Raw genomic sequence first — 20,002 nt, forward strand, 5'->3', positions numbered from 1 at the left:
CCACGTAAGGCCGCGGGCCGCCGCTTCACCTCGGACTGCGGACTGGTACCCCAGATCCGAGAATAAAGAGCCATGTCAAGGTATTAATCCACCTGTGGAATAGGGGACTCCGCTCTCCGGGTTGTCGCTACCGAAGAAGCCTCACGACCAGGAAGCCGGAAAAGATGACTGAGCGAACCCCTGTCGATCTCTGGTTCGATCCCTTCTGCCCGTTCGCGTGGATGACCTCCCGCTGGTTGCTGGAGGTTGAGAAGGTACGGCCGATCGAGCCGCGCTGGCACATCATGAGCCTCAACGTGCTGAACGAGGACAAGGACGTCCCGGACAGCTACCGTGAGTTGATCGCCAAGGCCATCGGCCCGGTCCGGGTGGTCACCGCCGTGCAGGAGAAGTACGACTCCGAGACGGTCGGCCGCCTCTACACCGAGCTCGGCACCCGTCTGCACAACCAGGGCAGGGCCAGGCAGCTCGACACGCTCCGTGAGACGGTCGAGGAGGCGCTGGAGGCCGCGGGGCTCGACCGCGCCTTCGCCGACGCGATGGACTCGACGGAGTTCGACGAGGCACTGCGCGCCTCGCACAACGACGGCATCGACCGGGTCGGCCAGGAGGTCGGCACTCCGGTGATCTCCGTCGAGGGCGTCGCCTTCTTCGGCCCGGTCATCTCGCCCGCTCCCAAGGGCGAGGAGGCGGGCAGGCTCTGGGACGGCGTGCGCCTGGTGGCGGGCACCGACGGCTTCTTCGAGCTCAAGCGCTCCAGGACCCGGGAACCGATCTTCGACTGATCCGCCTCTCCGATGTTTCCGCCCGCCGTGCGCGACCGCGGCGGGCGGACTCGCCCGCGTGGGACGCCCTGCTCCCATACCAAGGTCGTCTTTGTGTGAGGGCGCGTTTCGGGTGCCCTCGCGTAACAACGGGACGCACGCCAGGATGAGGGCATGCGTCACCTTTATCTGAATGGAGCCTGGCAGGCGTCCGCGTCGGGCGAGAGCATCGATGTGATCAACCCCGCCACCGAGGAGCGGATCGACAGGGTTCCCGCAGGGGCGCCCGCCGACGTCGAGGCCGCGGTGGCCGCCGCCCGCGCAGCCTTCCCCTCCTGGTCCGCGACGCCTCCCGCCGAGCGGGGCAGGATCCTCGCCTCGGCCGCGGACCTGGTACGAGAACGCTCCGACCAGATAGCCAGGATCATCGCCACGGACATGGGCGCGCCGTACGGCGTGGCGATGAGGGTGCACACGCTGATGCCGGCCGGTGTGCTGGCCTCGTACGCCCAGCTGGCCGAGACCTACGACTTCGAGGGCGGGCAGGTCGGCAACTCCCGCGTCTTCAGGGAGCCGGTCGGGGTGGTCGCCGCGATCACCCCCTGGAACTACCCGCTCCACCAGGTCGTCTGCAAGGTGGGCGCCGCGCTCGCCGCGGGGTGCACGGTCGTGCTGAAGCCCAGCGAGGTGGCACCGCTGGCGGCCTTCGCGCTCGCCGGGATCCTCGACGAGGTCGGACTGCCCGCCGGGGTCTTCAACATGGTCAGCGGTCACGGCCCGGTGGTGGGTGAGGCGCTGGCCGCGCATCCCGAGGTGGACATGGTGTCGTTCACCGGCTCCACCCGGGCCGGACGCCGGGTCGCCGCGCTCGCGGCCGAGACGATCAAGCGGGTGGCCCTGGAACTCGGCGGCAAGTCCGCCAGCCTGATCCTGCCGGACGCCGACCTGGCGGCGGCGGCGAAGGCGACGGTGGCCAACGCCTTCGTCAACTCCGGCCAGACCTGTTCGGCATGGACCCGCATGATCGTCCATCGCGACCGGTACGACGAGGCCGTCCGTCTCGCCGTCGAGGCCGCGGGGAGATACACCGTCGGCGACCCCTTCGACGAGGCGACCAGGCTCGGCCCCCTGGTGTCGGCGGCCCAGCGTGACCGGGTCGTCCGTTACATCAACCGGGGCGAGGAGGAAGGGGCCCGGCTGGTCGCGGGAGGCACCGACCGGCCCCTGGAGCGCGGCTTCTACGTCGAGCCGACGGTGTTCGCCGGGGTGGAGCCGGGGATGGTGATCGAGCAGGAGGAGATCTTCGGCCCGGTCCTCACGATCATCCCCTACACCCGGGGGGAGGACGAGGCGGTCGCGATCGCGAACGGCACGCCGTACGGCCTGGCGGGCGCGGTGTGGGCGGGCAGTGAGCAGCGTGCGGTCGAGGTCGCCAGGCGGCTGCGCACCGGCCAGGTGGCGGTCAACGGCGGCCGGTTCAACCCGCGGGCGCCCTTCGGCGGCTACAAGCAGTCGGGTATCGGCCGCGAGCTGGGAGAGTTCGGGCTCGAGGAGTATCTGGAGATCAAGGCCGTCCAGCTCTGACGGCCGCCCGGCGACCACCGGGGATCGGCCCGAGGTCGCCCGCACGTGACGGCCGCCCGGCGACCACGGAGGTCAGGGGGCCTGGAGCAGGACCTTCCTGGCGGCGTCCCTGGCGAGCCTGTCCACGTACAGCCTGCCGTCGAGGTGGTCGGTCTCGTGCTGGAAGCAACGCGCCAGCATGCCGCGGGCCCTGATCCGGATCGGCCGCCCCAGCCGGTCCAGGCCGCTCACGGTGACTCCCGCGGCCCGGGGCGTCCTGGCGTAGATCGGGGTGCCGGTCTCGCGGCCGGGAACGGACAGGCAGCCCTCCTCGTCGAGGACCTCGGCGTCGTCGTCCACGGCCAGTTCCGGGTTGATCACATGGCCCTTGCGGTTGCTGCAGTCGTAGACGAAGATCCGCTTCGACACGCCGATCTGCGGACCGGCCAGGCCGACACCCTGAGCGGCGTACATCACGGCGAACATCTCGTCGATCATGCGCCGCAGGTCGCGGTCGAATTCGGTGATCGGTTCGGCGGGTGTGCGCAGGACAGGGTCACCGACCACTCGGATGTCACGCATGTGGGAACTCTCTCTTGTAAGGGGCGAGGAAGTGCTGTGGCCATTACTCTAGTCGGGGGCCGGGTGGAGTCGCCCGCGCACACCTGCGAAACTGTGCGGGTGCGCGTCTACATCGGTGCCGACCATGCCGGCTATGAGCTCAAGAACCACGTCGTCTCCTGGCTGAAGGAGAACGGCCACGAGGTCGAGGACTGCGGTCCCTTCGTCTACGACGCGGAGGACGACTACCCGCCGTTCGTGCTGCGCGCGGCCGAGGGCGTCGTGGGCGACCCGGGCAGCCTGGGTGTCGTCATCGGTGGCTCGGGGAACGGCGAGCAGATCGCGGCCAATAAGGTGCGCGGCGTCCGGGCCGCCCTGGCCTGGAGCGAGGAGACCGCGAGGCTCGCCCGCGAACACAACAACGCCAACGTCGTCAGCGTCGGCGCGCGGATGCACGAGCCGGAGGAGGCGATCCGGTTCGTCGAGACCTTCCTCGGCACCGCCTACTCAGGGGCCGAGCGGCACAACCGGAGGATCGCGCAGCTCGACTCGTACGAGACCATCGGCCAGCTCCCGCCGCTGCCGTAGTTCTCACCGGTGGCGCTCGCGGGGCGGTGACTCCCCGCGCGGCGCCTCCCGGCGCGGCCCGCTCCGCGCGGGCTCCTTGCGGGGTGGCGTCTCGTCGCGCAGGGGGCGGCGATCCGCGGCCTCCTGCTGCTCGCGCGACGGGCGTGAGACGTCTCGCGCCCGCATCGCGGTGATCGCGGTGATCTGCAAACTCTGCAGTGCCATGCCGGTCACCATAACCCGCTCGGGCACCCCCTCAGAAGGGCCCCCGGAAGAGCCGTCAGAAGACCAGGCCGGCCCAGGGAGCGGGGCCCCACGACATGGCGGTGGACAGCTCTCGCAGGGCACCCGCACGCGACTCCCGCACCACGCCCGCCGCGAGCAGCGCCGCCAGCGGGCGCCCGCCCAGGTAGGCGGCGCCCAGTACGGAGACGGGCAGGGTCAGGTCGGCGGGGTCCTCCGAGGGGGCGCAGCGGGCGCCGGAGGTGTCGGCCGTGAGCCGCCAGCGGCGCGCGTTCCACGGGCACACCGTGTCCTCGACCTCGATCACCACATCCACCGGCGCGCTGTATCGGCGGGCGGGAAGGGCACGATCGACGTCCACGACGCGGATCCACAGGTCGTCCAGCCAGAGCGCGTGAAGTGCGCGCGGCTCGGCGAGCAGGTGGATCAGCGGGTCGTCCGCGGGCCGGCTCGGGGCGAAGACGTGGGAGACCAGGTCGCGGTCCAGGACGTGGCGCCAGAGCAACGCGTAGGCGGCGGGATCGAGGCCGAACAGCTCCTTGAGCCGCAACTCGCCCGCGGGAAGGTCGTGGTCGTCGAAGGATGCCTTGATCCGGAAGAGCGCGTAGCCGCGCGGGCCGCCGTCGTCCTCGGCGACCACGGCGCGCAGCGGACCGGCGCCGCCCTGGTCGGACTCGTGGTCGCTCAGCACCGCGTCCCAACGCGCGGCCGGGCGGTCGTACAGCCCGGGGCGCTCCTCGAACGCGGACTCGTAGATCTTCTCGAAGACGGACCTGGCGTCCGCCGGTTTGACGATGCGCAACCGCAGGGTGGGATCGACCGGGGCGTTCCGGGTGAAGGCCGCTTTCGCCGTGGGTATACGGAAGAGCAGGTTGTCGGCGGCCCTGCCGTAGCCGTAACGACCGTAGATCGCGGCCTCGGCCGCGTAGAGCGCGGCGACGGCCTCACCTCGCTCGTGGAGATCCGACAGCTGGCGGGTCATCAGCGAGGAGAGGATGCCCCGGCGCCGGTGCGAGGGCAGCACGCCGACCGCGGTGACGCCGCCGACGGGGATCGGGCCGCCGGGCACGTTCATGCTGAAGCTGAGCGCCGCGGCGGTGCCCACGAGCAGGTCGCCGTCGAACACGCCGAGCGAGCGGTCGAACTCGGCGATGCGCCTGAAGAGCTCCTGCCGGTGTTCGGGGACGGCGATGCCGAACGCCTCCTCGTCCAGGGTGTTCCAGGAGGACCATTCGGCTTTGCTGATCGGGCGCATGCTGAGAGTCATCTGTCAAACGGTAGTAGGGGACAAACGGGTCTGGCCATCTAATATCCCTGCTTAATGATCAAGGCGTTGGTCAAGTGGGCTGCCCAAAGGGGGGATAGCCCGATACAGTCGAGCGCATCATGAGTTCCCGTCCGGTGCCGCTGCTCCCTCCGGCGCTCCGCGCGTTCCTGGTCCGCATCCCGCTTCTCGTCCCCATCGTGCGATTCCTGCGGCGCGGTCCTCTGGCACGCGACCGGAACCTGCTCATCACCCTGATCCTGCTCACCCTGCTGATCGGCGGGCTGGCCGCCAGGGTCTCCATGGAGTGGTTCTCGCCGGCGTTGATGATCCCGATCACCCTCGTGGCGGGGCTCCAGCTCCGGCTGAACAGTCTCGTCAAGCTGCTGTGCGCGGTCGCGGTCTCCCTGATCTACGTGGCCGTGGTGCGGGGAGTGGGACACATCGGCCCCGGCCTGCTGGTCACCTTCGGCTTCACCGCGGTGCTGGCCGCGCTGATGGCCCGCACCCGCGGCAAGCTCGGTGTGCAGGGCCTGCGCGGCGACGCGATGCTGCTGGAGTTGCGCGACCGTCTCAAGAGCCAGAGCGACCTGCCCCCGCTGCCCAAGGAGTGGGGTTCCAAGGTCGTTCTCAAGCAGGCCGGAGGCTCCTCCTTCGGAGGCGACTTCCTGGTCTCCATGCGCGAGGGCGACATGATGGATCTCGCCCTGGTCGACGTGTCGGGCAAGGGCGTCGACGCGGGCACCCGGGCACTGCTGCTGTCGGGCACCTTCGGCGGGCTGCTCGGCTCGGCCACCGACTTCCTGCCCGCCTGCAACACCTATCTGCACCGCCAGCGCGAGGCCGAGGGCTTCGTCACCGCGGTCCACCTCCGGCTCAACCTCGTGACGGGCGAGTACGTCATCACCTCGGCCGGCCACCCCCCGGTGGTCAAGTTCGAGTCGGGGACCGGGACGTGGCGGGTCTCCACGGCCAAGGGGGTCGTCCTCGGTGTCGTACCCGACCTGCACTGTGAGGTCGACCGGGGGATGCTGCGCAAGGGCGACGCGCTCATGCTCTACACCGACGGCCTGATCGAGCAGCCGGGGCGCGACATCGACGCCGGTCTCGACCGCCTGCTCGGAGAGGCCGAGCGGCTGATGCCCTCGGGGTTCCGCGACGGTGCCCGCAACCTGGTCGCCTCCATGTCGTCGGGCCACAACGACGACTGCGCCCTCATCCTCATCTGGCGCCCCTGAATCCGGCGTCGCCGGGGGAAGGCCGTCGGGGGAAGGTCAGAGCCACCCCGAGTCGCCGGCGATGCGTACGGCGTCGAGGCGGTTGCGCGCCTGTGTCTTGCACATGATCCGTGACAGGTGGTTGCGGACCGTTCCCACGGAGAGGAACAGCTGGTCGGCGATCTCGCCGGACCTGGCCCCCTGCGCGACCAGCCTGAGCACGTCGAGCTCCCGGCGGGTCAGGGGGTTCTCCGCCGATCTGAGGGCGGCGACCGCGAGCTCGGAGTCGACCGCGCGGCGGCCGGCCGCGACCTGGCGGACACCGTCGGCCAGCTGCTCGGGACCGACCTCCAGGCTCATGAACCCGAGCGCGTGGACGGCGAAGGCCCGGCGGACCTGGACCGGACTGGGAGTGCGCGACAACAGGAGGACCCGGCAGCCGGGAGCCCTCTCGTGCAGCCGGAGCGCGACGGTGAAACCGCAGACGTCCGGCAGTTCGAGATCGATGACCGCCGTCTCCGGGGTGTGCCGCAGGACGGCGGGGAGCACGTCCTCCCCGGTGGAGACGTCGGCCACCACTTTCATGTCGTTCTCGTTCTCCAGCGTCGCCACCAGTCCGCGCCGGACCAGGGGAAGATGCTCGGCCACCAGGATCCCGATCAAAACGCCCCTCTCTCCCGCCCTCACCCTCATCAAAGAGTGTTCGTGCGATCGCTGAATGTCAACGGAGTGTGTCCGATCGGCGAAGGATGGGCAATGGCCCGGACCGGCCAGGAGCAGCCGGTGACGCCGCGCTCCGCGTCGGCGTGGAGGACGGATACTTGGGCTAACCTCTTATGGGGCATTGTCGGTGAAACCGCGATGGGAGTACGAACCTGTGAGCTGGCTCTCCGTGGTCGGGGTCATTGTCTTTCTCGTGGGGCTGATGGTGTCCATCGGGCTGCACGAAATCGGTCACCTGGTGCCGGCCAAGCTGTTCGGTGTCAAGGTCACCCAGTACATGGTCGGGTTCGGTCCGACCATGTGGTCACGTCACAAGGGCGAGACCGAGTACGGCATCAAGTGGCTCCCGCTCGGCGGATACATCCGCATGATCGGCATGCTGCCGCCCCGGCCCAACGACGCCCCTGGCAAGGTGCGCTCGGTCTCCACGGGTCCCTGGCAGGGCCTGATCGAGAACGCCCGCGACGTCGCCCTCGAGGACGTACGACCGGGCGACGAGGACCGGGTGTTCTACCGCAAGCCCTGGTGGCAGAAGGTCATCATCATGTCCGGCGGCCCGGCGATGAACTTCGTGCTGGCGTTCATCCTGTTCGGCGTCGTGCTCATGGGGTTCGGCATTCCCACGCAGAAGACCGAGATCGCCTCGATCCCGCAGTGCGTGAAGACCGCCGCCGACTACGCCAAGAACCCCGAGTGCACCGCGGCCGACATGCCCAGCCCGGCCAGCGTGGCGGGGTTGCGGCCGGGGGACGTCATCGTGTCCGTGGCGGGTATGCCCGCCACGAGCTGGGACGTCGCGACGCGGGCCATCCGCGACCACGGCGCGGGTCCGGTCGAGATCGGTATCAGGCGGGCCGGTCAGGAGCTGACCGTCACCGCCGGCCTCATCGCGCAGGACCGTGAGTCGCTGGACGAGCCCGGCAAGATCGAAAAGGGTGTCGGCTATCTCGGGGTGAGCCCGAAGATCGTCATCGAGCAGCAGAGCTTCGGCGCCGTCGCCGAGCACATGGGGGACCTCACCTCGGCCACCGCCGCCGCGCTGCTCAGGTTCCCCGAGAAGATGGTCGGTGTCTGGCACGCCGCCTTCTCCGGCGACGAACGCGACAAGAACGGCCCGATCGGTGTCATCGGCGTGAGCCGTATCGGCGGTGAGATCGCCGCGGCCGCGATCCCGCTGGAGAACAAGGTCGTCGTCTTCATCAACCTGCTGGCGGGCTTCAATCTGGCGATCGGCCTGTTCAACCTGATCCCGCTGCTTCCCCTGGACGGCGGCCACATCGCGGGCGGCCTGTGGGAGGGGCTCAAGCGCGGTTTCGCCCGTGTGGCGCGCCGTCCCGCGCCCGGCCACGTCGACATCGCCAAGGCGCTTCCCCTCACCTACGCGATCGCCTTCCTGATGATCATCATGGCGGGCCTGCTGATGTACGCCGACCTGGTCAATCCGGTCCGCCTGTCCGGCTGAGCGTCTCCCGCCCAGGCGTCCCGTGCGCGCCGATCTTCCCGGTCCCGGCCCGAGGCGGCGTCGTGCGCGCCGTCGCCGCAGGGCCGGAACACGCGGCACATCCGTCCGTAGCGGCTAGGGTGGCGCCGTGAACGAGGGGACGCCTGGAGCGGTGATCGACGTGGCCCTGTTCCGGCTTCGTCGAATCTGGTCGCGGCCGTTGCGGCCGCGCAACGCAGGGGAGCCGCAGCGGCCGGTGCACATGTCGAACGTGATGGTCGTGCACGCCGTGCACAAGCTGAGCCTGGACGTGCCCGAGGTGACCGTGGGCGCCGTCGCCGAGCAACTGGGTGTCGATCCGTCGACCGCCAGCAGGTTGGTCAACGACGCGGTCGGCGCGGGGTTCGTGGAGCGTGAGGAGTCGGCCGTGGACGCCAGGCGGGCCAGGCTCGTGCTGAGCGAGCGGGGCCGCCGCGTGCTGGAGGTGGTGGTCCGTCACCGGCGCACCTACCTGGACGGCCTGATGGCCGACTGGGACGAGTCGGACCGCGAGGCGTTCGCCCGGCTGCTCGGCCGTTTCGCCGAGGCCGCCGTGGCCCGTCCGGCGAACCTGGCCAACCTCGACCGGCTGATCGCCGAGACTCTCGCGGAGACCCCCGCCCCGGGCTGAACCGCACCCTCTCGGGTCCGGTGTCTTCGCGGGGCCTGTGCGGCCTCCTGGTCGCGTAGGCTCCCGCCGGGCGGCGTCGGAGGTGAGCGGACGGGGGCGCCTCTCGGTATATGTGTTTAGTCATCATGTTCTCCAACAAGTGAGACTTGGCCCGCTACCTGCCCCTTAACAATCCCACCGAGGGCATATAGGCGAGTCCACGAGTAAAGTCGGCAATTCGCCCTGCGATCGCTTCGATCGACCCTTCGCGACAGCCGGGACCGGGTCAAGGAGTGTCAATATTCGCCCGGGTCGACCGGTGGATCGGTGATGAAAATCCGGCACGCGGCCAAAGGTTTGTCATCGGATCATTCGGGCCGAGTGTGGCTTTTCGCCGCTCGATCCAGATTCTTTCTTCAAGCGGTCATGCTTTCCCATCGCCCGAGGCCGGTGTTCTCCGATGCCGGGTTCGCCGCCATTCGGGGATTCGCCGGTGCTCGAATTACTGTGGAGGGGTTTCGGTGTTCGTCGTGACGGCCCCCCACGTCGGTCGCGCCGAAAAGTGATCGAGCTGGATGGATCAGGAAAGAAGGCGTTCCCAGGTGCGCGCGAATTCAGAGGGAATAGTTGTCGTCGGGGCCGGGGTAAGCGGGTTGACCAGCGCGCTGTGCCTGGCCAGGGAGGGGTTCCGCGTCACCGTCGTCGCGGAGCGATTCGCCCCCGACATCGTCTCGGTCGTCGCGGGCGCGCTGTGGGAGTGGCCACCCGCGGTGTGCGGCTACCACCACGACCAGATCTCGCTCGCCCGCTCCAAGGACTGGTGCGTCACCTCGTACGAGATGTTCGAGAGGCTGGCCAGGGCGAAGGTTCCCGGGGTGGCGATGCGAAGGTCCAACTTCTATTTCAAGCACCCCGTCGAGGAGAACCCGCACGACCTCCACAAGATGCGGGAACTCGCGGGGAAGGTGCGCGGCTTCGTCCGCGACCGGACACTCGCCGAACGCAACGGCGTCAGCCCCGACTACGGCGTGGTCGACGCGTACTCGCACCTGGCGCCCATGATCGACACCGATCAGTACATGGCGTGGCTGATGCGGCAGGTCAAGATCCACGGTGTGCGGGTCGAACGGTACCGGGTCGAGGGCCTGCTGGCCGAGCGGAGGGAGGAACTCCTCGACCGCTTCGACGCCGAGGTGATCGTCTGCTGCGCGGGCCTGGGCACCGCCGCACTCCGCGGCATCGGCATGTATCCGCTGCGCGGCGCGCTGGTGCGGGTACGCAACGACGGGCTTCGCGGACGCCGGATCCGCGAGGCCCACTGCGTCTCCCACGACGAGGAGAACAAGGACGAGCAGGACATCGTCTTCATCGTGCCGCGCAATCCGAGACTTCTCGTTCTCGGCGGGCTGGCGGAAAAGGACGAGTGGGACACCGGAATCAATCTGGAGAACCACGCTCCGGTACGGGAGATGTACGAGCGATGCCTCGCCTTCATGCCCGCGTTGCGACACGCCAGGCTGGATCCCGACGAGCCGGTACGGGCGGGACTGCGGCCGTTCCGGGCCGAGAACGTCTGCCTTGAGTGGGACGACGAGGAAAAGGTCGTCTACAACTTCGCGCACGGCGGGGCCGGATTCAGTTTTTCCTGGGGCTGCGCCCAGGAGGCCGTCGGTCTGGTGCGCGCGGCGATAGAGGACCGCAAGTACTCGTATTCCTTCTAGTGGACCTCGCCAGAGAGCGGATAGGCGTCAAAAATGCGGAGAACCGTCAAGTGCTTCCTGGCCGCGAACTCGGCCCTCGCGCTCACCGCGTGCCTGCCATTCGGTGTCGTGAACACCGGTGTCATGTCGTCGCGGCATTCAGGACCGCCCGTTCCCCGTGAAAGCCCTTCGCCCATGCCTCGTTCCGAGCACACCCCGCCGGCCCGGTTCCCCCTCCTTCGCGTCGGCGACAGGGGAGCCCAGGTCCAGCAGATCCACCGGCGCCTCGACCGGCTGGGGTTCGGGCCGGGAGATGTCGACGACGAGTACCGTCCCGCGCTGCGCGCGGCCGTGTGGGCCTTTCAGAAGGCGAACGGACTGCCTGCCACCGACCAGATCGACCCGCGGACCTGGCGAGCGCTCTCCCGCCCGGCGCGCCTCAAGCCGCTGGTGCCGTACGGGGAGCCCACGAGGGTGGAGATCGACCTGCGCCGCCAGTTGCTCACCGCGTGGAAGGACGGCAGGCCCGCGCTGGTCTCCCACATCTCAACCGGAAACGGCGAACACTACTGCAAGAAAGGCCACTGCGGGGTCGCGGTCACGCCCACCGGTGACTTCCGCGCCTGGTACCGGACGCCCGGATGGACGAGCGGGCCGCTGGGCGACCAGTTCTACACCATCTATTTCAACCAGGGCATCGGCTTCCACGGCTCGGAGCGGGTCCCGCGGCACCCCGCGTCCCACGGATGCATCCGGGTGCCGCTGCACAACGCCAAGGCGCTCTACGACATGACCCCGATCGGCACTCCCGTCCACGTCCGCCGTCCCGAGGCTCCCGAGCGCTCGAAGTCCTCCGAGCGCCCTGTGTCTCCGGCGTCTCCGGCCTCTCCCGGGCGGGACACGGACCGGCCGAAGACGCTTTGAGAACGCCGTCGCACAGCCCGCCCCCGGCCCGAACGGCCGGGGGCGGACTCATGTCCGGCACCTCGGGCCCTCCCGGTCCGAACGACCCCCGGCACCGGGTCGAACCACCGGGGCCGGTGGGGCGCGGGAAAAGATTCGAACCCCGGCCACCAGGCAGGACAACCATATTCAAGAACTGTCAAGGGTGCCGTGAAACCGACGCGAAACCATCGTGAAACTGCACTCGGAAAAGCTGACTCCGCCAGCAAGGAACAACCCCGAAAGGAGGTGTTTCAGATGCGGAGTGAGGTCTACGCCCCGAGCGAGGTGTACGCCCCCAGCGAGGTCTACGCGCCGAGCGAGGTGTACGCGCCCAGCGAGGTCTACTAATTCGGTGAATTGAACGCCGATATCTGGCGGGAGAGGATTTCATAAGTCTTCTCCCGCCTTTTAACCATACTTGACCATGTGATCGGCTGATCTGGAAAAGAGTGGGGCATTGGCGGGCTTGCACACGTATACGCGCGCGGACGACGTCGCGTGGGGGGATCTGGAGTTCCCGCCCGTGGTCGAGTTGGACACCGTCGGACTGCGGCGCAACTGGAGCGCCTGGTTCACGCTGACCTCCACGGTGGACGGGCCGCTCTGCGCCGAGAGCACCCCCCTGTTGCTCGCCCTGCTGCGCGACGAGAACCAGGACGAACTGCTTCCGCACTGCTCCCTCATCCTGCAGGGAGACTCGCGGTCCTGGCTGGCGAGGCAGGCGAGGCAGGACGTGTTCCTGGGGGACTCACCGGCGGACGTGGCGGCGAACACCGGCCTGGAACCGTGGCTGTTCCTCAGCCGCCAGATCGCCGAGTGGCCGCATCAGTCCGTACCACGGCGCGCGGTGCTCGTCAGGATCCTCACGCAGCTCGGGTTCTACCGGCTCGCGGCGGAGCTGACCGCCGGCGGCGCCGAGGGCACCCACCCCGCGGGCGACCACCTCGCCTACGAGACCGCGCGGGCGCTGCGCCAGCATCTGCGCGACTCCGCGGTGACGGACGCCTTCGCCAGGCTCGCCACAGAGGGAGAACTGCCGGTACCGCGCGTGCTCTCGTGCACCCAGCTGATCTCGATCCTGTTGCGGGACAGGGGAGGCGAGCGCGGGAGCGACTACTGGATGGCGTACGGCCAGGAGCTGTTGCCCACCCTGAACGAGGTCGAGCCCTGGTCGCGCGCGCTCACGGTGAGCAGGTTCTGGCGGGCCGCGGCCTTTCACCGGATCACGGAGAAGGACGAGTACGGGGCGCGGGAGGCGATGGACGCGGCGTACGAGGCGGGTGCCGAGGCCGAGAGCCTCGCCGCCGACTCGCAGCAGTGGCACAGCGCCCGGGAGAACACCAGGCTGCTCCTGGACGTGACCGTGAAGGCGGGCACCATGCTCCACCCCGCAGAACACGTGGAACGGGCGGCCGAGCAGCTGTTGCGGCTGGACGGCAACGAGCCCTCCGCACGCTACTTCGCCGGCGCCTGGTTCCAGCGCGAAGGCGACCTCAAGCGGGCGGCGGTGGAGTTCGAGCTCGGTGCCCAGGCGGGTGGTCTTCGAGGAGCCGGCGCGGCGTACAAGGCGGTGCTCTGCCGGCGGCGGCTGGGAGACGCGGACGGAGTCGCGCGCACCACTCGCCTGCTCTTCGAACTCGACCCCGCCGCGCTGCTCCCCGAGGACTCCGTCCCGGAGGGCGTGAGCGCATGACGACGAGGGAGGTCCCGGGCGCCGGAGACCTGCGGACCACGGCGGAACCGAAGGTCTCCGGCGCGCCACCGGGCGGGCACGGAGGGCGGCGCCTGGGCTCGAAGATCTCCAGCGGCCTCGGCCGCAACTTCTGGCTGCTCTGGGGAGGCTGGTCGGTCTCGAGCGTGGGAAACGGCCTGACCGTCACCGCGCTGCCGCTGCTGGCCGCCGACCTCACCAGCGATCCGGCGACGCTCTCCCTCGTCGGGATGGCGGACAAGCTTCCCTGGCTGCTGCTCGCCCTGATGGGAGGCGCGCTCGCCGACCGCTGGGACCGGCGCCGGGCGATGTGGGTGTCGGACGCCGTCCGGTGCGCGATCCTCATCGTCCTGTTCGTCGCGGTGCTCGGCGGCTGGGCCTCGATCCCGCTCCTCATGGTGATCGCCTTCAGTATCACGTCGATCGAGACCGTCTACGACAGCTCGCGCTCGGCGATCCTGCCGATGGCCGTCTCGCAGGACCGGGAGGCGCTTGAGCGAGCCAACAGCAGGCTGATGACCGCGAACACGGTCGCGCTGAAGTTCCTGGGACCGGCGCTCGGCGGTGTGCTCTACACCGTGGGCCGGGCCGTACCTGTGGGCGTGGACGCCGTCAGCTTCGCCCTGAGCTCCCTCTTCTCGTTCCTCATGCGCGGCGATTTCCGCACCGACGGTGTCCGGGCGGCGACGGCGCCCGGCGCGAAACCCCGGCGCGCGATGCGCGAGGAGATCGGCGAGGGGGTGCGCTGGCTGGCCCGCCATCGCGTGCTCCGGGTGTTCACCCTGGTCGCGGGTCTCACCAACATGTGCACGGTCGGCCAGTTGGCGATGCTGGTGCTGTACGCCCGTCAGGTCATGCTGATCAGCGACGTGGCGTACGGTCTGCTGCTCGCCTCGGTCGCGGTCGGCAGCGTGACGGCGGGCTTCACGTGCCGGATGTTCACCCGCCGGCTGGGACCGGCGAGGTCCGCGCTCGGCGGGGCGATGCTGGGCGCGCTGGGCTTCACGATCCTGGGGTTCACCGGTGAGGTCGCCTTCGTCGCCCTCGGCCTCGCCATCACCGGCTACACCGCGATGACCTGGAACGTCACGACCGTTTCGATCCGGCAGGCGATCGTCCCCAAGGAGCTGACCGGACGGGTGAGCAGCGTGAACAGGCTCGTGGCCTTCGGGCTGATGCCGGTCGGCATATTCCTGGCCGGTCAGATCGCGACCCACGCCGACCTGGAGACCGTTTACCGGGTGGGTGGCCTGTTCGGGGCGGCCGTGTCGCTCATCGGACTATTGACGCTTTCCAACGCCGCAGTCGAGAGGGCCCTGCACGAGGCGGGGGCCAAGTAGGCGATCGACCGGTGTACGGCTGAGCCCGTGCCCTCGTCGGCGCGAATCCCAAGAATGGAGAACGGTGGCATGGCACTCGAAACATCGACGGCACGCGAGATCAAGGTGAGCCGGGAGCGCGTCTGGCAGGCCTGGACCGACCCCAAGGAGGTCCGCGCCTGGCTGAACCTGCACGACGCGAGCGTCCCGGTCGAGCCGGGTGATCCGCTTCGCTGGCACTTCAACCGGGGAGGGAGGGTCGACCTCGTCTTCACGGCGACGCTGCGCGAGGTCGACCCCGGTTTCTCGTGCTCCTACGACTGGGACGTGCCGGGGAACGACGAGCCGACCTCCGTGGAGGTGGAGTTCGTCCAGGTCGACGAGGACAGCACCGAGGTGAAGGTACGCCACTCGGGTTTCAGCGACTCGGTCCGCTCCCGGGTGGAGTTCGACGCCTACGACCACCACTGGTGGCACTACCTGGAGCGGCTCGCGGCCTACCTGGAGCACCGCCCGTTCCAGTTCCACAAGACGCTGACGCCGCCCAAGACGGGCATCATCCCGCTGGGGGTCACCCCGGAGACCGGGATGGTCGTGCAGGATGTGGCGATCAACTCCGCCGCCGAGTTCGTCGGGATCCAGCCCGGCGACGAGATCCACGCCATCGACGGCGTCACGCTCAAGGAGATGGAGGACTTCCACCGTTGGCTCGACGACGCGGTACCCGGGCAGAAGGCGACGTTCACCCTCCAGGACCGCACGGTCGAACTGGTGCTGCGTCCGTTCACGGCATGACGTCCCGACGATGATCAGCGTGGACGGCTTCCGGGCCGCACTCGCCCGGTTTCCCAGCGGCGTCACGGTCGTCACGGCCCGGGGGGAGCGGGAAGGCTCGCACGGTCTGACCGTGAGCGCCTTCTGCTCCGTCTCCGCCGAACCTCCGCTCGTCCTGGTCTGCCTGGCGCGGTCCGCACGCACGCTGCCCGCCATACGGGAGTCGGGACGCTTCGCGGTGAGCATGCTCCGCCAGCACCACGACGACGTGGCGCGCCTGTTCGCGACGACGGCCCTGGACAAGGTCAAGGGTGGATGGGGAGCACTCACCCCGGACGGCCCGCCTGTCGTCCCCGACGCGCTCTTCTCACTGGAGTGCACCGTGCACAGTGTGCTCACCGCGGGTGACCACGAGGTCGTCATCGGCGCGGTACAGGCGTACAGCGTGCGTGACGGTGCTCCGCTGATCTACTACAGGAGGGCCTTTCACCCTCTCGCCACCGTCTTCCCCGGAGGTCGCCCAGGCGACCCGTCCCTCCCTCGGGACGACGCGCGTCCGGGCGAGGCGGGCGAGTTCAGAGGTGGGAACGCACACCGGAGCCGCGCGTCCTGACACGTCGGCGGATCGGCGCCCGCGCGACCGATCCGCCGTGCCGCGCGCGGAGCAGTATCGTGACCTTCATCTGAAAGGAGGATCGGGAAGACGGGCTCCTCGAAGGAGGGCGCCGCATCCTGACGACCAATGGAATATCGCCACCTCGGGCAGAGCGGCCTGATGATCAGTGAAGTCACCTTCGGAAACTGGCTCACCCACGGCGAACTGGTGGATCGGGACCAGGCGGTCGCGTGCATCCGGGCGGCACTCGACGCGGGCATCACCACCTTCGACACCGCCGACGTCTACGCGCGGGGAGCGGCCGAGGAGGTGCTGGGCGCCGCGCTCGACGGGGTGAGACGATCGTCGCTGGTCCTCGCCTCGAAGGTCTGCCTGCCCACCGGCGAGGGACCGAACGATCGTGGCCTGAGCCGCAAGCACGTCGTGGAATCCTGCGAGGCGTCCCTGCGCCGGCTGCGTACCGACTACCTCGACCTGTACCAGGCGCACCGTTTCGACGAGACGACCCCGTTGGAGGAGACGCTGATCGCCTTCGACGACCTGGTACGCCAGGGCAAGGTCCTCTACCTCGGCGTCTCCGAGTGGACGGCCCCGCAGATCGCGTCGGCGCTGGCCATCGCCGGCGAGCTCGGGCTGCGCAGCCGCATCGTCTCCAACCAGCCGCAGTACAACATGTTGTGGCGGGTCGTCGAACCGGAGATCGTCCCGCTGTGCCTGCGCGAGGGCATCGGCCAGCTGGCCTTCCAGCCGCTCGCGCAGGGGGTGCTGACCGGCAAGTACCGGCCGGGCCAGGAGCCGCCGGACGGGTCGCGGGGAACGGCCGGCGGGCGGGCTCCCACCTTCATCAGGAGGGTTCTGGGCACGACGCTCCTCGAACGTGTGCAGGCCCTGCTCCCGCTCGCGGGGGAGTGTGGCCTCTCGGCGGCCCAGCTCGCGATCGCCTGGGTGCTTCGGCAGCCGGGGGTCTCCTCGGTGGTCGCCGGTGCCACCAGGCCCGAACAGGTGACCGAGAACGCCTCGGCGTCCGGCAGGACGATCGACGACGCCGTCCTGAAGCGGGTGGACGAGGTGCTCGGGGACCTCGTCGACCGGGACCCCGCCAAGACCGCGAAAATGATGGCGGTGAAGCCGAGCTGGATGAAGGCCGATGCGGAGAACGGCTAACCGCGGGCGTCCGCGTGACCTCACCTCGTGACCTCACCGCGGTTCGCCGAGCCGGGGCGCGGGGGCAGCTCGAAGGCAGCTCGGGGGGCAGCTCGGTGTTCGCCGGAAACGCCGGTTACGGACATGACGTTATGAAGACATAACGTCATGTCCGTAACTCATGCGAGATATATCCGCTTATGACAACTTTTCAGCTTGAGGTAAAAGCCACAACTGTGTCCGGCATTTACGTATAATGGCCGGAAGCAGACAAGAGGTATGGGGGCTACCGGATGGCTGTGCGTTTTCATGTTCTCAGGCACGTTGAAATCACCGTGGACAGGCACATGGTCGGCTTGGGGCGCCGCCGGTGCGAGCGGTTCACGTTCATGTCGCCGCGCGTCCAGGAAGGGCACGCCACAGGGCGGCCGCGCGCGATCAATCGGGAGGATCGCCGCTCGAAGGGCGGTCACATCCCGCTCGTACGGACCTTGACCGGGAGCACAGGGCGGGATCCGGCCTTCGGCTGAAGCGGCCGCGCTCGCCGGAGTGGTGTGACCTGAGCCGCGCCGGAGCGCGCCCGCGATGGTCTCCCCGGGACCGTACGCGCTGTCAGAGGGCTCGCAGCGGGTCCCGTCCCGTCGCCCATGGGGCGAAGGCGGTTCACGACCTCTTTCTGGTCCCCTTTCCGGGCCTTCCCATCGGGTGCGAGACCGGTGAGATCCGCGATTCACGTTTCCGGCCGAGCTACCGGCCACCCGTTCCGAGCGCGGCGGCACAGTTCCGCCCTGATCGAGGTGGCGCTTCGTCGAGACGTCGTACGCGCCTGTCATCGACCGACACCTCACGTTCCCGATCCGTGCGCGACCGTCTTCCGTGACGGCATGCACGGCGGAGAAGACGACATTCCCATGAAGAGGCTGACGTCCCTTTCCCACCCGCGAAGGAAAACACATGTCGCCTAACACCCTCCCGGAGGGCGAGGTACAGTTCCACGTTCTCGGGGATCTGGCGGTTACCGTGAACGGCGTCGAAGTGCCGATGCCGGCCCAGAAACCGCGAAAGTTGTTGAGCATACTGCTCAGCAGAGCGGGGCAGTCGGTGCCCGTCGGGATCCTGTCGGATATTTTGTGGACCGAACAGCCCAAGAATCCGCGGAAGGCGATGCAGGTCTACGTGTTCCGCCTCCGGCATGTTCTCGGCCACGACCGGATCCAGCAGCGGGGTGAGGGCTACGCGCTGGTCACGCATCCCGACGAACTCGATGTCCACAGGTTCGAGGCGCTCGCCAAACAGGCGCTGAACGCCATGCTCTCCTCCGACATAAAGGATTTGGCGCGCTGTTCGGCGGAGGCGCTCGACATGTGGCGCGGCAGGCCGTACGCGGACCTGGCGGAGAGCGCCGTCGCGGACCACGAGGTCAGCCGGCTGGAGGAACTGCGAACCTCACTGCTGGAGCTTCGTATCGGCGCGGACATCGGCCTCGGGAACCACTTCGAGACCATACCCGAGCTGCGCGGCCTGATCATGCGTTTCCCGTTCCACGAACGATTCCGCACCCTGCTGATGCTCGCCCTCTACCGGACCGGTCGCCAAGGGGAGGCGCTGGAGGTGTTCCAGGAGACCATCGTGCTGCTCGACCGGGAGCTGGGAATCCTGCCGGGTCAGGAAATGAGCACGATGCACACGCGAATTCTGCAGTCCGACCCGTTCCTGATGTCCGTCGACGCCGTACTGGAATGTCTGGGAGAGGTCGGCCTGAAGGCCGCGCATCGGTGAACCAGGGGCCGGTGCCGTTGACAAGGGGTGCGGAGGGCTGGACGCGCCGCGATCCGGCGCGGTGCGCCGACCTGGCCGTCGCGCCCCGGTTCCGCAGACCTTCGGTGTGCCTTCGGGCGACGGGACACCTACCCCGGCGATAGTTGTGCCTCGTCCCTCGCCCCGTATCGTCCCCACCAGTGATCCCGACGGTGTGAGGAAGGATCGGCATGAGCGACGACGCGGTGCGACGCGTTTTCCGGACGGTCGACTCGTTCGACCCCGACGAGTTCGTGCGGTTGCTGGCCGAGGACGCCACGTTGGTGTTCGGCAACGCCGAGCCGATGGCGGGACGCGAGGCCATCGCCGCCGGGTTGCGGGACTTCTTCTCCACCATCGGCGGCCTGCGGCACAGGATCGTGCGGAACTGGCAGGTGGACGCCGACATCATCGCCGAGACCGAGGTGACCTACCGGCGGCTCGACGGCACGGACGTCGGCGTCGTGGCCGTATCGATCTGGCGCACCCGCGACGACGGCCTGATCTCCGACTACCGCATATTCGTCGACCTCGCCCCCCTCCAGGCGGGCGGGGGCGCCGTCGAGCCCGCGTCCACGGGCGCGGCGCCCACCTTCGCCCACGGGGGCGCCCAGGGGTGAGCCGCCGCTTACGCGACCGGACGCCGCCCCCGGAGATCAGTACATCGAGATCTGATCCACCATGACGACCGACCTGCGGTGATCTTCTAGAAGGTGTTCCGAGCCGGGCTTTCGGCGTTCACTGGTTCCCATCGTTTCGTGCTGCTTCTCGTGCCCATGTGCCCTGGGTGTGCCCGATGCTCCTGGACCTGTAGGGCCTCCACCGGCGAGTCCGGCCGTGGGCGAAACCCACTCGCTTTCCCCGGCGTCCGATGCCTTCGTACGCCGGTCCGGCAGTCGGCTGGTCATGTCCTGGAATCCGGCCCGGGCAAGAAGAGTTCGCAATCGTTTCGTCACCCAGTGGATCACTGAAACAGGCCGTCCAGGTTTACAGTGCGTCCAGTCA

19 protein-coding genes are annotated in these 20,002 nt (G+C 68.8%); 15 read left to right on the forward strand and 4 right to left on the reverse strand.

The genetic code is table 11. The annotated features are described in order from the left end of the window. Nucleotides 1–164: 164 nt before the first annotated feature. Together AB0B96_RS18355 and AB0B96_RS18360 are read left to right on the forward strand one after the other, a co-directional pair. Entirely contained in the window at nucleotides 165–785 is a 621-nt protein-coding gene (locus tag AB0B96_RS18355; RefSeq protein WP_362900035.1) for a disulfide bond formation protein DsbA, read from the forward strand. A gap of 153 nt (nucleotides 786–938) precedes the next feature. Beyond that, nucleotides 939–2,348 carry an aldehyde dehydrogenase family protein gene (locus AB0B96_RS18360; RefSeq protein WP_362900037.1) on the forward strand — a complete coding sequence of 470 codons (1,410 nt, stop codon included), beginning with the start codon at nucleotides 939–941 and terminating at the stop codon, nucleotides 2,346–2,348. 72 nt (nucleotides 2,349–2,420) lie between these two features. Here AB0B96_RS18360 and def read toward each other — a convergent pair whose 3' ends face one another. Then, entirely contained in the window at nucleotides 2,421–2,909 is a 489-nt protein-coding gene (def, locus tag AB0B96_RS18365) for a peptide deformylase (protein WP_362900039.1), read from the reverse strand. 99 nt (nucleotides 2,910–3,008) lie between these two features. Here def and AB0B96_RS18370 point away from each other — a divergent pair, with 99 nt between their 5' ends. Next, nucleotides 3,009–3,476, forward strand: a complete 468-nt coding sequence (locus AB0B96_RS18370) for a ribose-5-phosphate isomerase (RefSeq protein WP_350949494.1) — start codon at nucleotides 3,009–3,011, stop codon at nucleotides 3,474–3,476. 3 nt (nucleotides 3,477–3,479) lie between these two features. Here AB0B96_RS18370 and AB0B96_RS18375 read toward each other — a convergent pair whose 3' ends face one another. Next, a complete protein-coding gene (locus tag AB0B96_RS18375; RefSeq protein WP_350949495.1) occupies nucleotides 3,480–3,680 on the reverse strand; it encodes a hypothetical protein in 201 nt (66 codons plus the stop codon). Nucleotides 3,681–3,735: 55 nt separating this feature from the next. Further along, entirely contained in the window at nucleotides 3,736–4,965 is a 1,230-nt protein-coding gene (locus AB0B96_RS18380) for a GNAT family N-acetyltransferase (protein WP_362900042.1), read from the reverse strand. Nucleotides 4,966–5,084: 119 nt separating this feature from the next. Between AB0B96_RS18380 and AB0B96_RS18385 the strand changes: the two genes are divergently transcribed. Next, nucleotides 5,085–6,200, forward strand: a complete 1,116-nt coding sequence (locus tag AB0B96_RS18385; protein ID WP_350949497.1) for a PP2C family protein-serine/threonine phosphatase — start codon at nucleotides 5,085–5,087, stop codon at nucleotides 6,198–6,200. A 36-nt stretch (nucleotides 6,201–6,236) separates the two neighbouring features. Here AB0B96_RS18385 and AB0B96_RS18390 read toward each other — a convergent pair whose 3' ends face one another. Beyond that, on the reverse strand, nucleotides 6,237–6,842 hold the full coding sequence (locus AB0B96_RS18390) for a response regulator transcription factor (protein ID WP_362514925.1): 606 nt from the start codon (nucleotides 6,840–6,842) through the stop codon (nucleotides 6,237–6,239). A 253-nt stretch (nucleotides 6,843–7,095) separates the two neighbouring features. Between AB0B96_RS18390 and AB0B96_RS18395 the strand changes: the two genes are divergently transcribed. From AB0B96_RS18395 to AB0B96_RS18445, 11 genes are all read left to right on the forward strand, one after another. Next, the gene (locus tag AB0B96_RS18395) at nucleotides 7,096–8,364 is read left to right on the forward strand and encodes a site-2 protease family protein (protein ID WP_362900044.1); all 1,269 of its coding nucleotides are present in this window, start codon (nucleotides 7,096–7,098) and stop codon (nucleotides 8,362–8,364) included. 127 nt (nucleotides 8,365–8,491) lie between these two features. Beyond that, nucleotides 8,492–9,013 (forward strand): MarR family winged helix-turn-helix transcriptional regulator, encoded by a 522-nt coding sequence (locus AB0B96_RS18400; RefSeq protein ID WP_362900046.1) that lies wholly within the window; start codon nucleotides 8,492–8,494, stop codon nucleotides 9,011–9,013. A 581-nt stretch (nucleotides 9,014–9,594) separates the two neighbouring features. Continuing rightward, entirely contained in the window at nucleotides 9,595–10,713 is a 1,119-nt protein-coding gene (locus tag AB0B96_RS18405) for an FAD-dependent oxidoreductase (protein ID WP_362900048.1), read from the forward strand. A 174-nt stretch (nucleotides 10,714–10,887) separates the two neighbouring features. Beyond that, entirely contained in the window at nucleotides 10,888–11,616 is a 729-nt protein-coding gene (locus AB0B96_RS18410; protein WP_362900050.1) for a L,D-transpeptidase family protein, read from the forward strand. A gap of 487 nt (nucleotides 11,617–12,103) precedes the next feature. Further along, entirely contained in the window at nucleotides 12,104–13,330 is a 1,227-nt protein-coding gene (locus AB0B96_RS18415; RefSeq protein ID WP_362900052.1) for a hypothetical protein, read from the forward strand. Beyond that, entirely contained in the window at nucleotides 13,327–14,688 is a 1,362-nt protein-coding gene (locus AB0B96_RS18420) for an MFS transporter (protein ID WP_362900054.1), read from the forward strand. The genes AB0B96_RS18415 and AB0B96_RS18420 overlap by 4 nt, the downstream gene beginning before the upstream one ends. Nucleotides 14,689–14,757: 69 nt before the next feature. Continuing rightward, a complete protein-coding gene (locus AB0B96_RS18425; protein ID WP_350949505.1) occupies nucleotides 14,758–15,462 on the forward strand; it encodes an SRPBCC domain-containing protein in 705 nt (234 codons plus the stop codon). 10 nt (nucleotides 15,463–15,472) lie between these two features. Next, nucleotides 15,473–16,054, forward strand: a complete 582-nt coding sequence (locus AB0B96_RS18430; protein ID WP_362900056.1) for a flavin reductase family protein — start codon at nucleotides 15,473–15,475, stop codon at nucleotides 16,052–16,054. Between the two features lie 129 nt (nucleotides 16,055–16,183). Further along, complete coding sequence (locus tag AB0B96_RS18435) at nucleotides 16,184–17,221, forward strand: aldo/keto reductase family protein (protein WP_362900058.1); 1,038 nt, start codon at nucleotides 16,184–16,186, stop codon at nucleotides 17,219–17,221. A 1,044-nt stretch (nucleotides 17,222–18,265) separates the two neighbouring features. Continuing rightward, nucleotides 18,266–18,979, forward strand: a complete 714-nt coding sequence (locus AB0B96_RS18440; protein ID WP_362900060.1) for an AfsR/SARP family transcriptional regulator — start codon at nucleotides 18,266–18,268, stop codon at nucleotides 18,977–18,979. 209 nt (nucleotides 18,980–19,188) lie between these two features. After that, nucleotides 19,189–19,617, forward strand: a complete 429-nt coding sequence (locus AB0B96_RS18445; protein ID WP_362900062.1) for a nuclear transport factor 2 family protein — start codon at nucleotides 19,189–19,191, stop codon at nucleotides 19,615–19,617. Nucleotides 19,618–20,002 lie beyond the last annotated feature (385 nt).

Origin of the sequence: Streptosporangium sp. NPDC049046, from assembly GCF_040649155.1 — a bacterium.
GTDB lineage: Bacteria > Actinomycetota > Actinomycetes > Streptosporangiales > Streptosporangiaceae > Streptosporangium.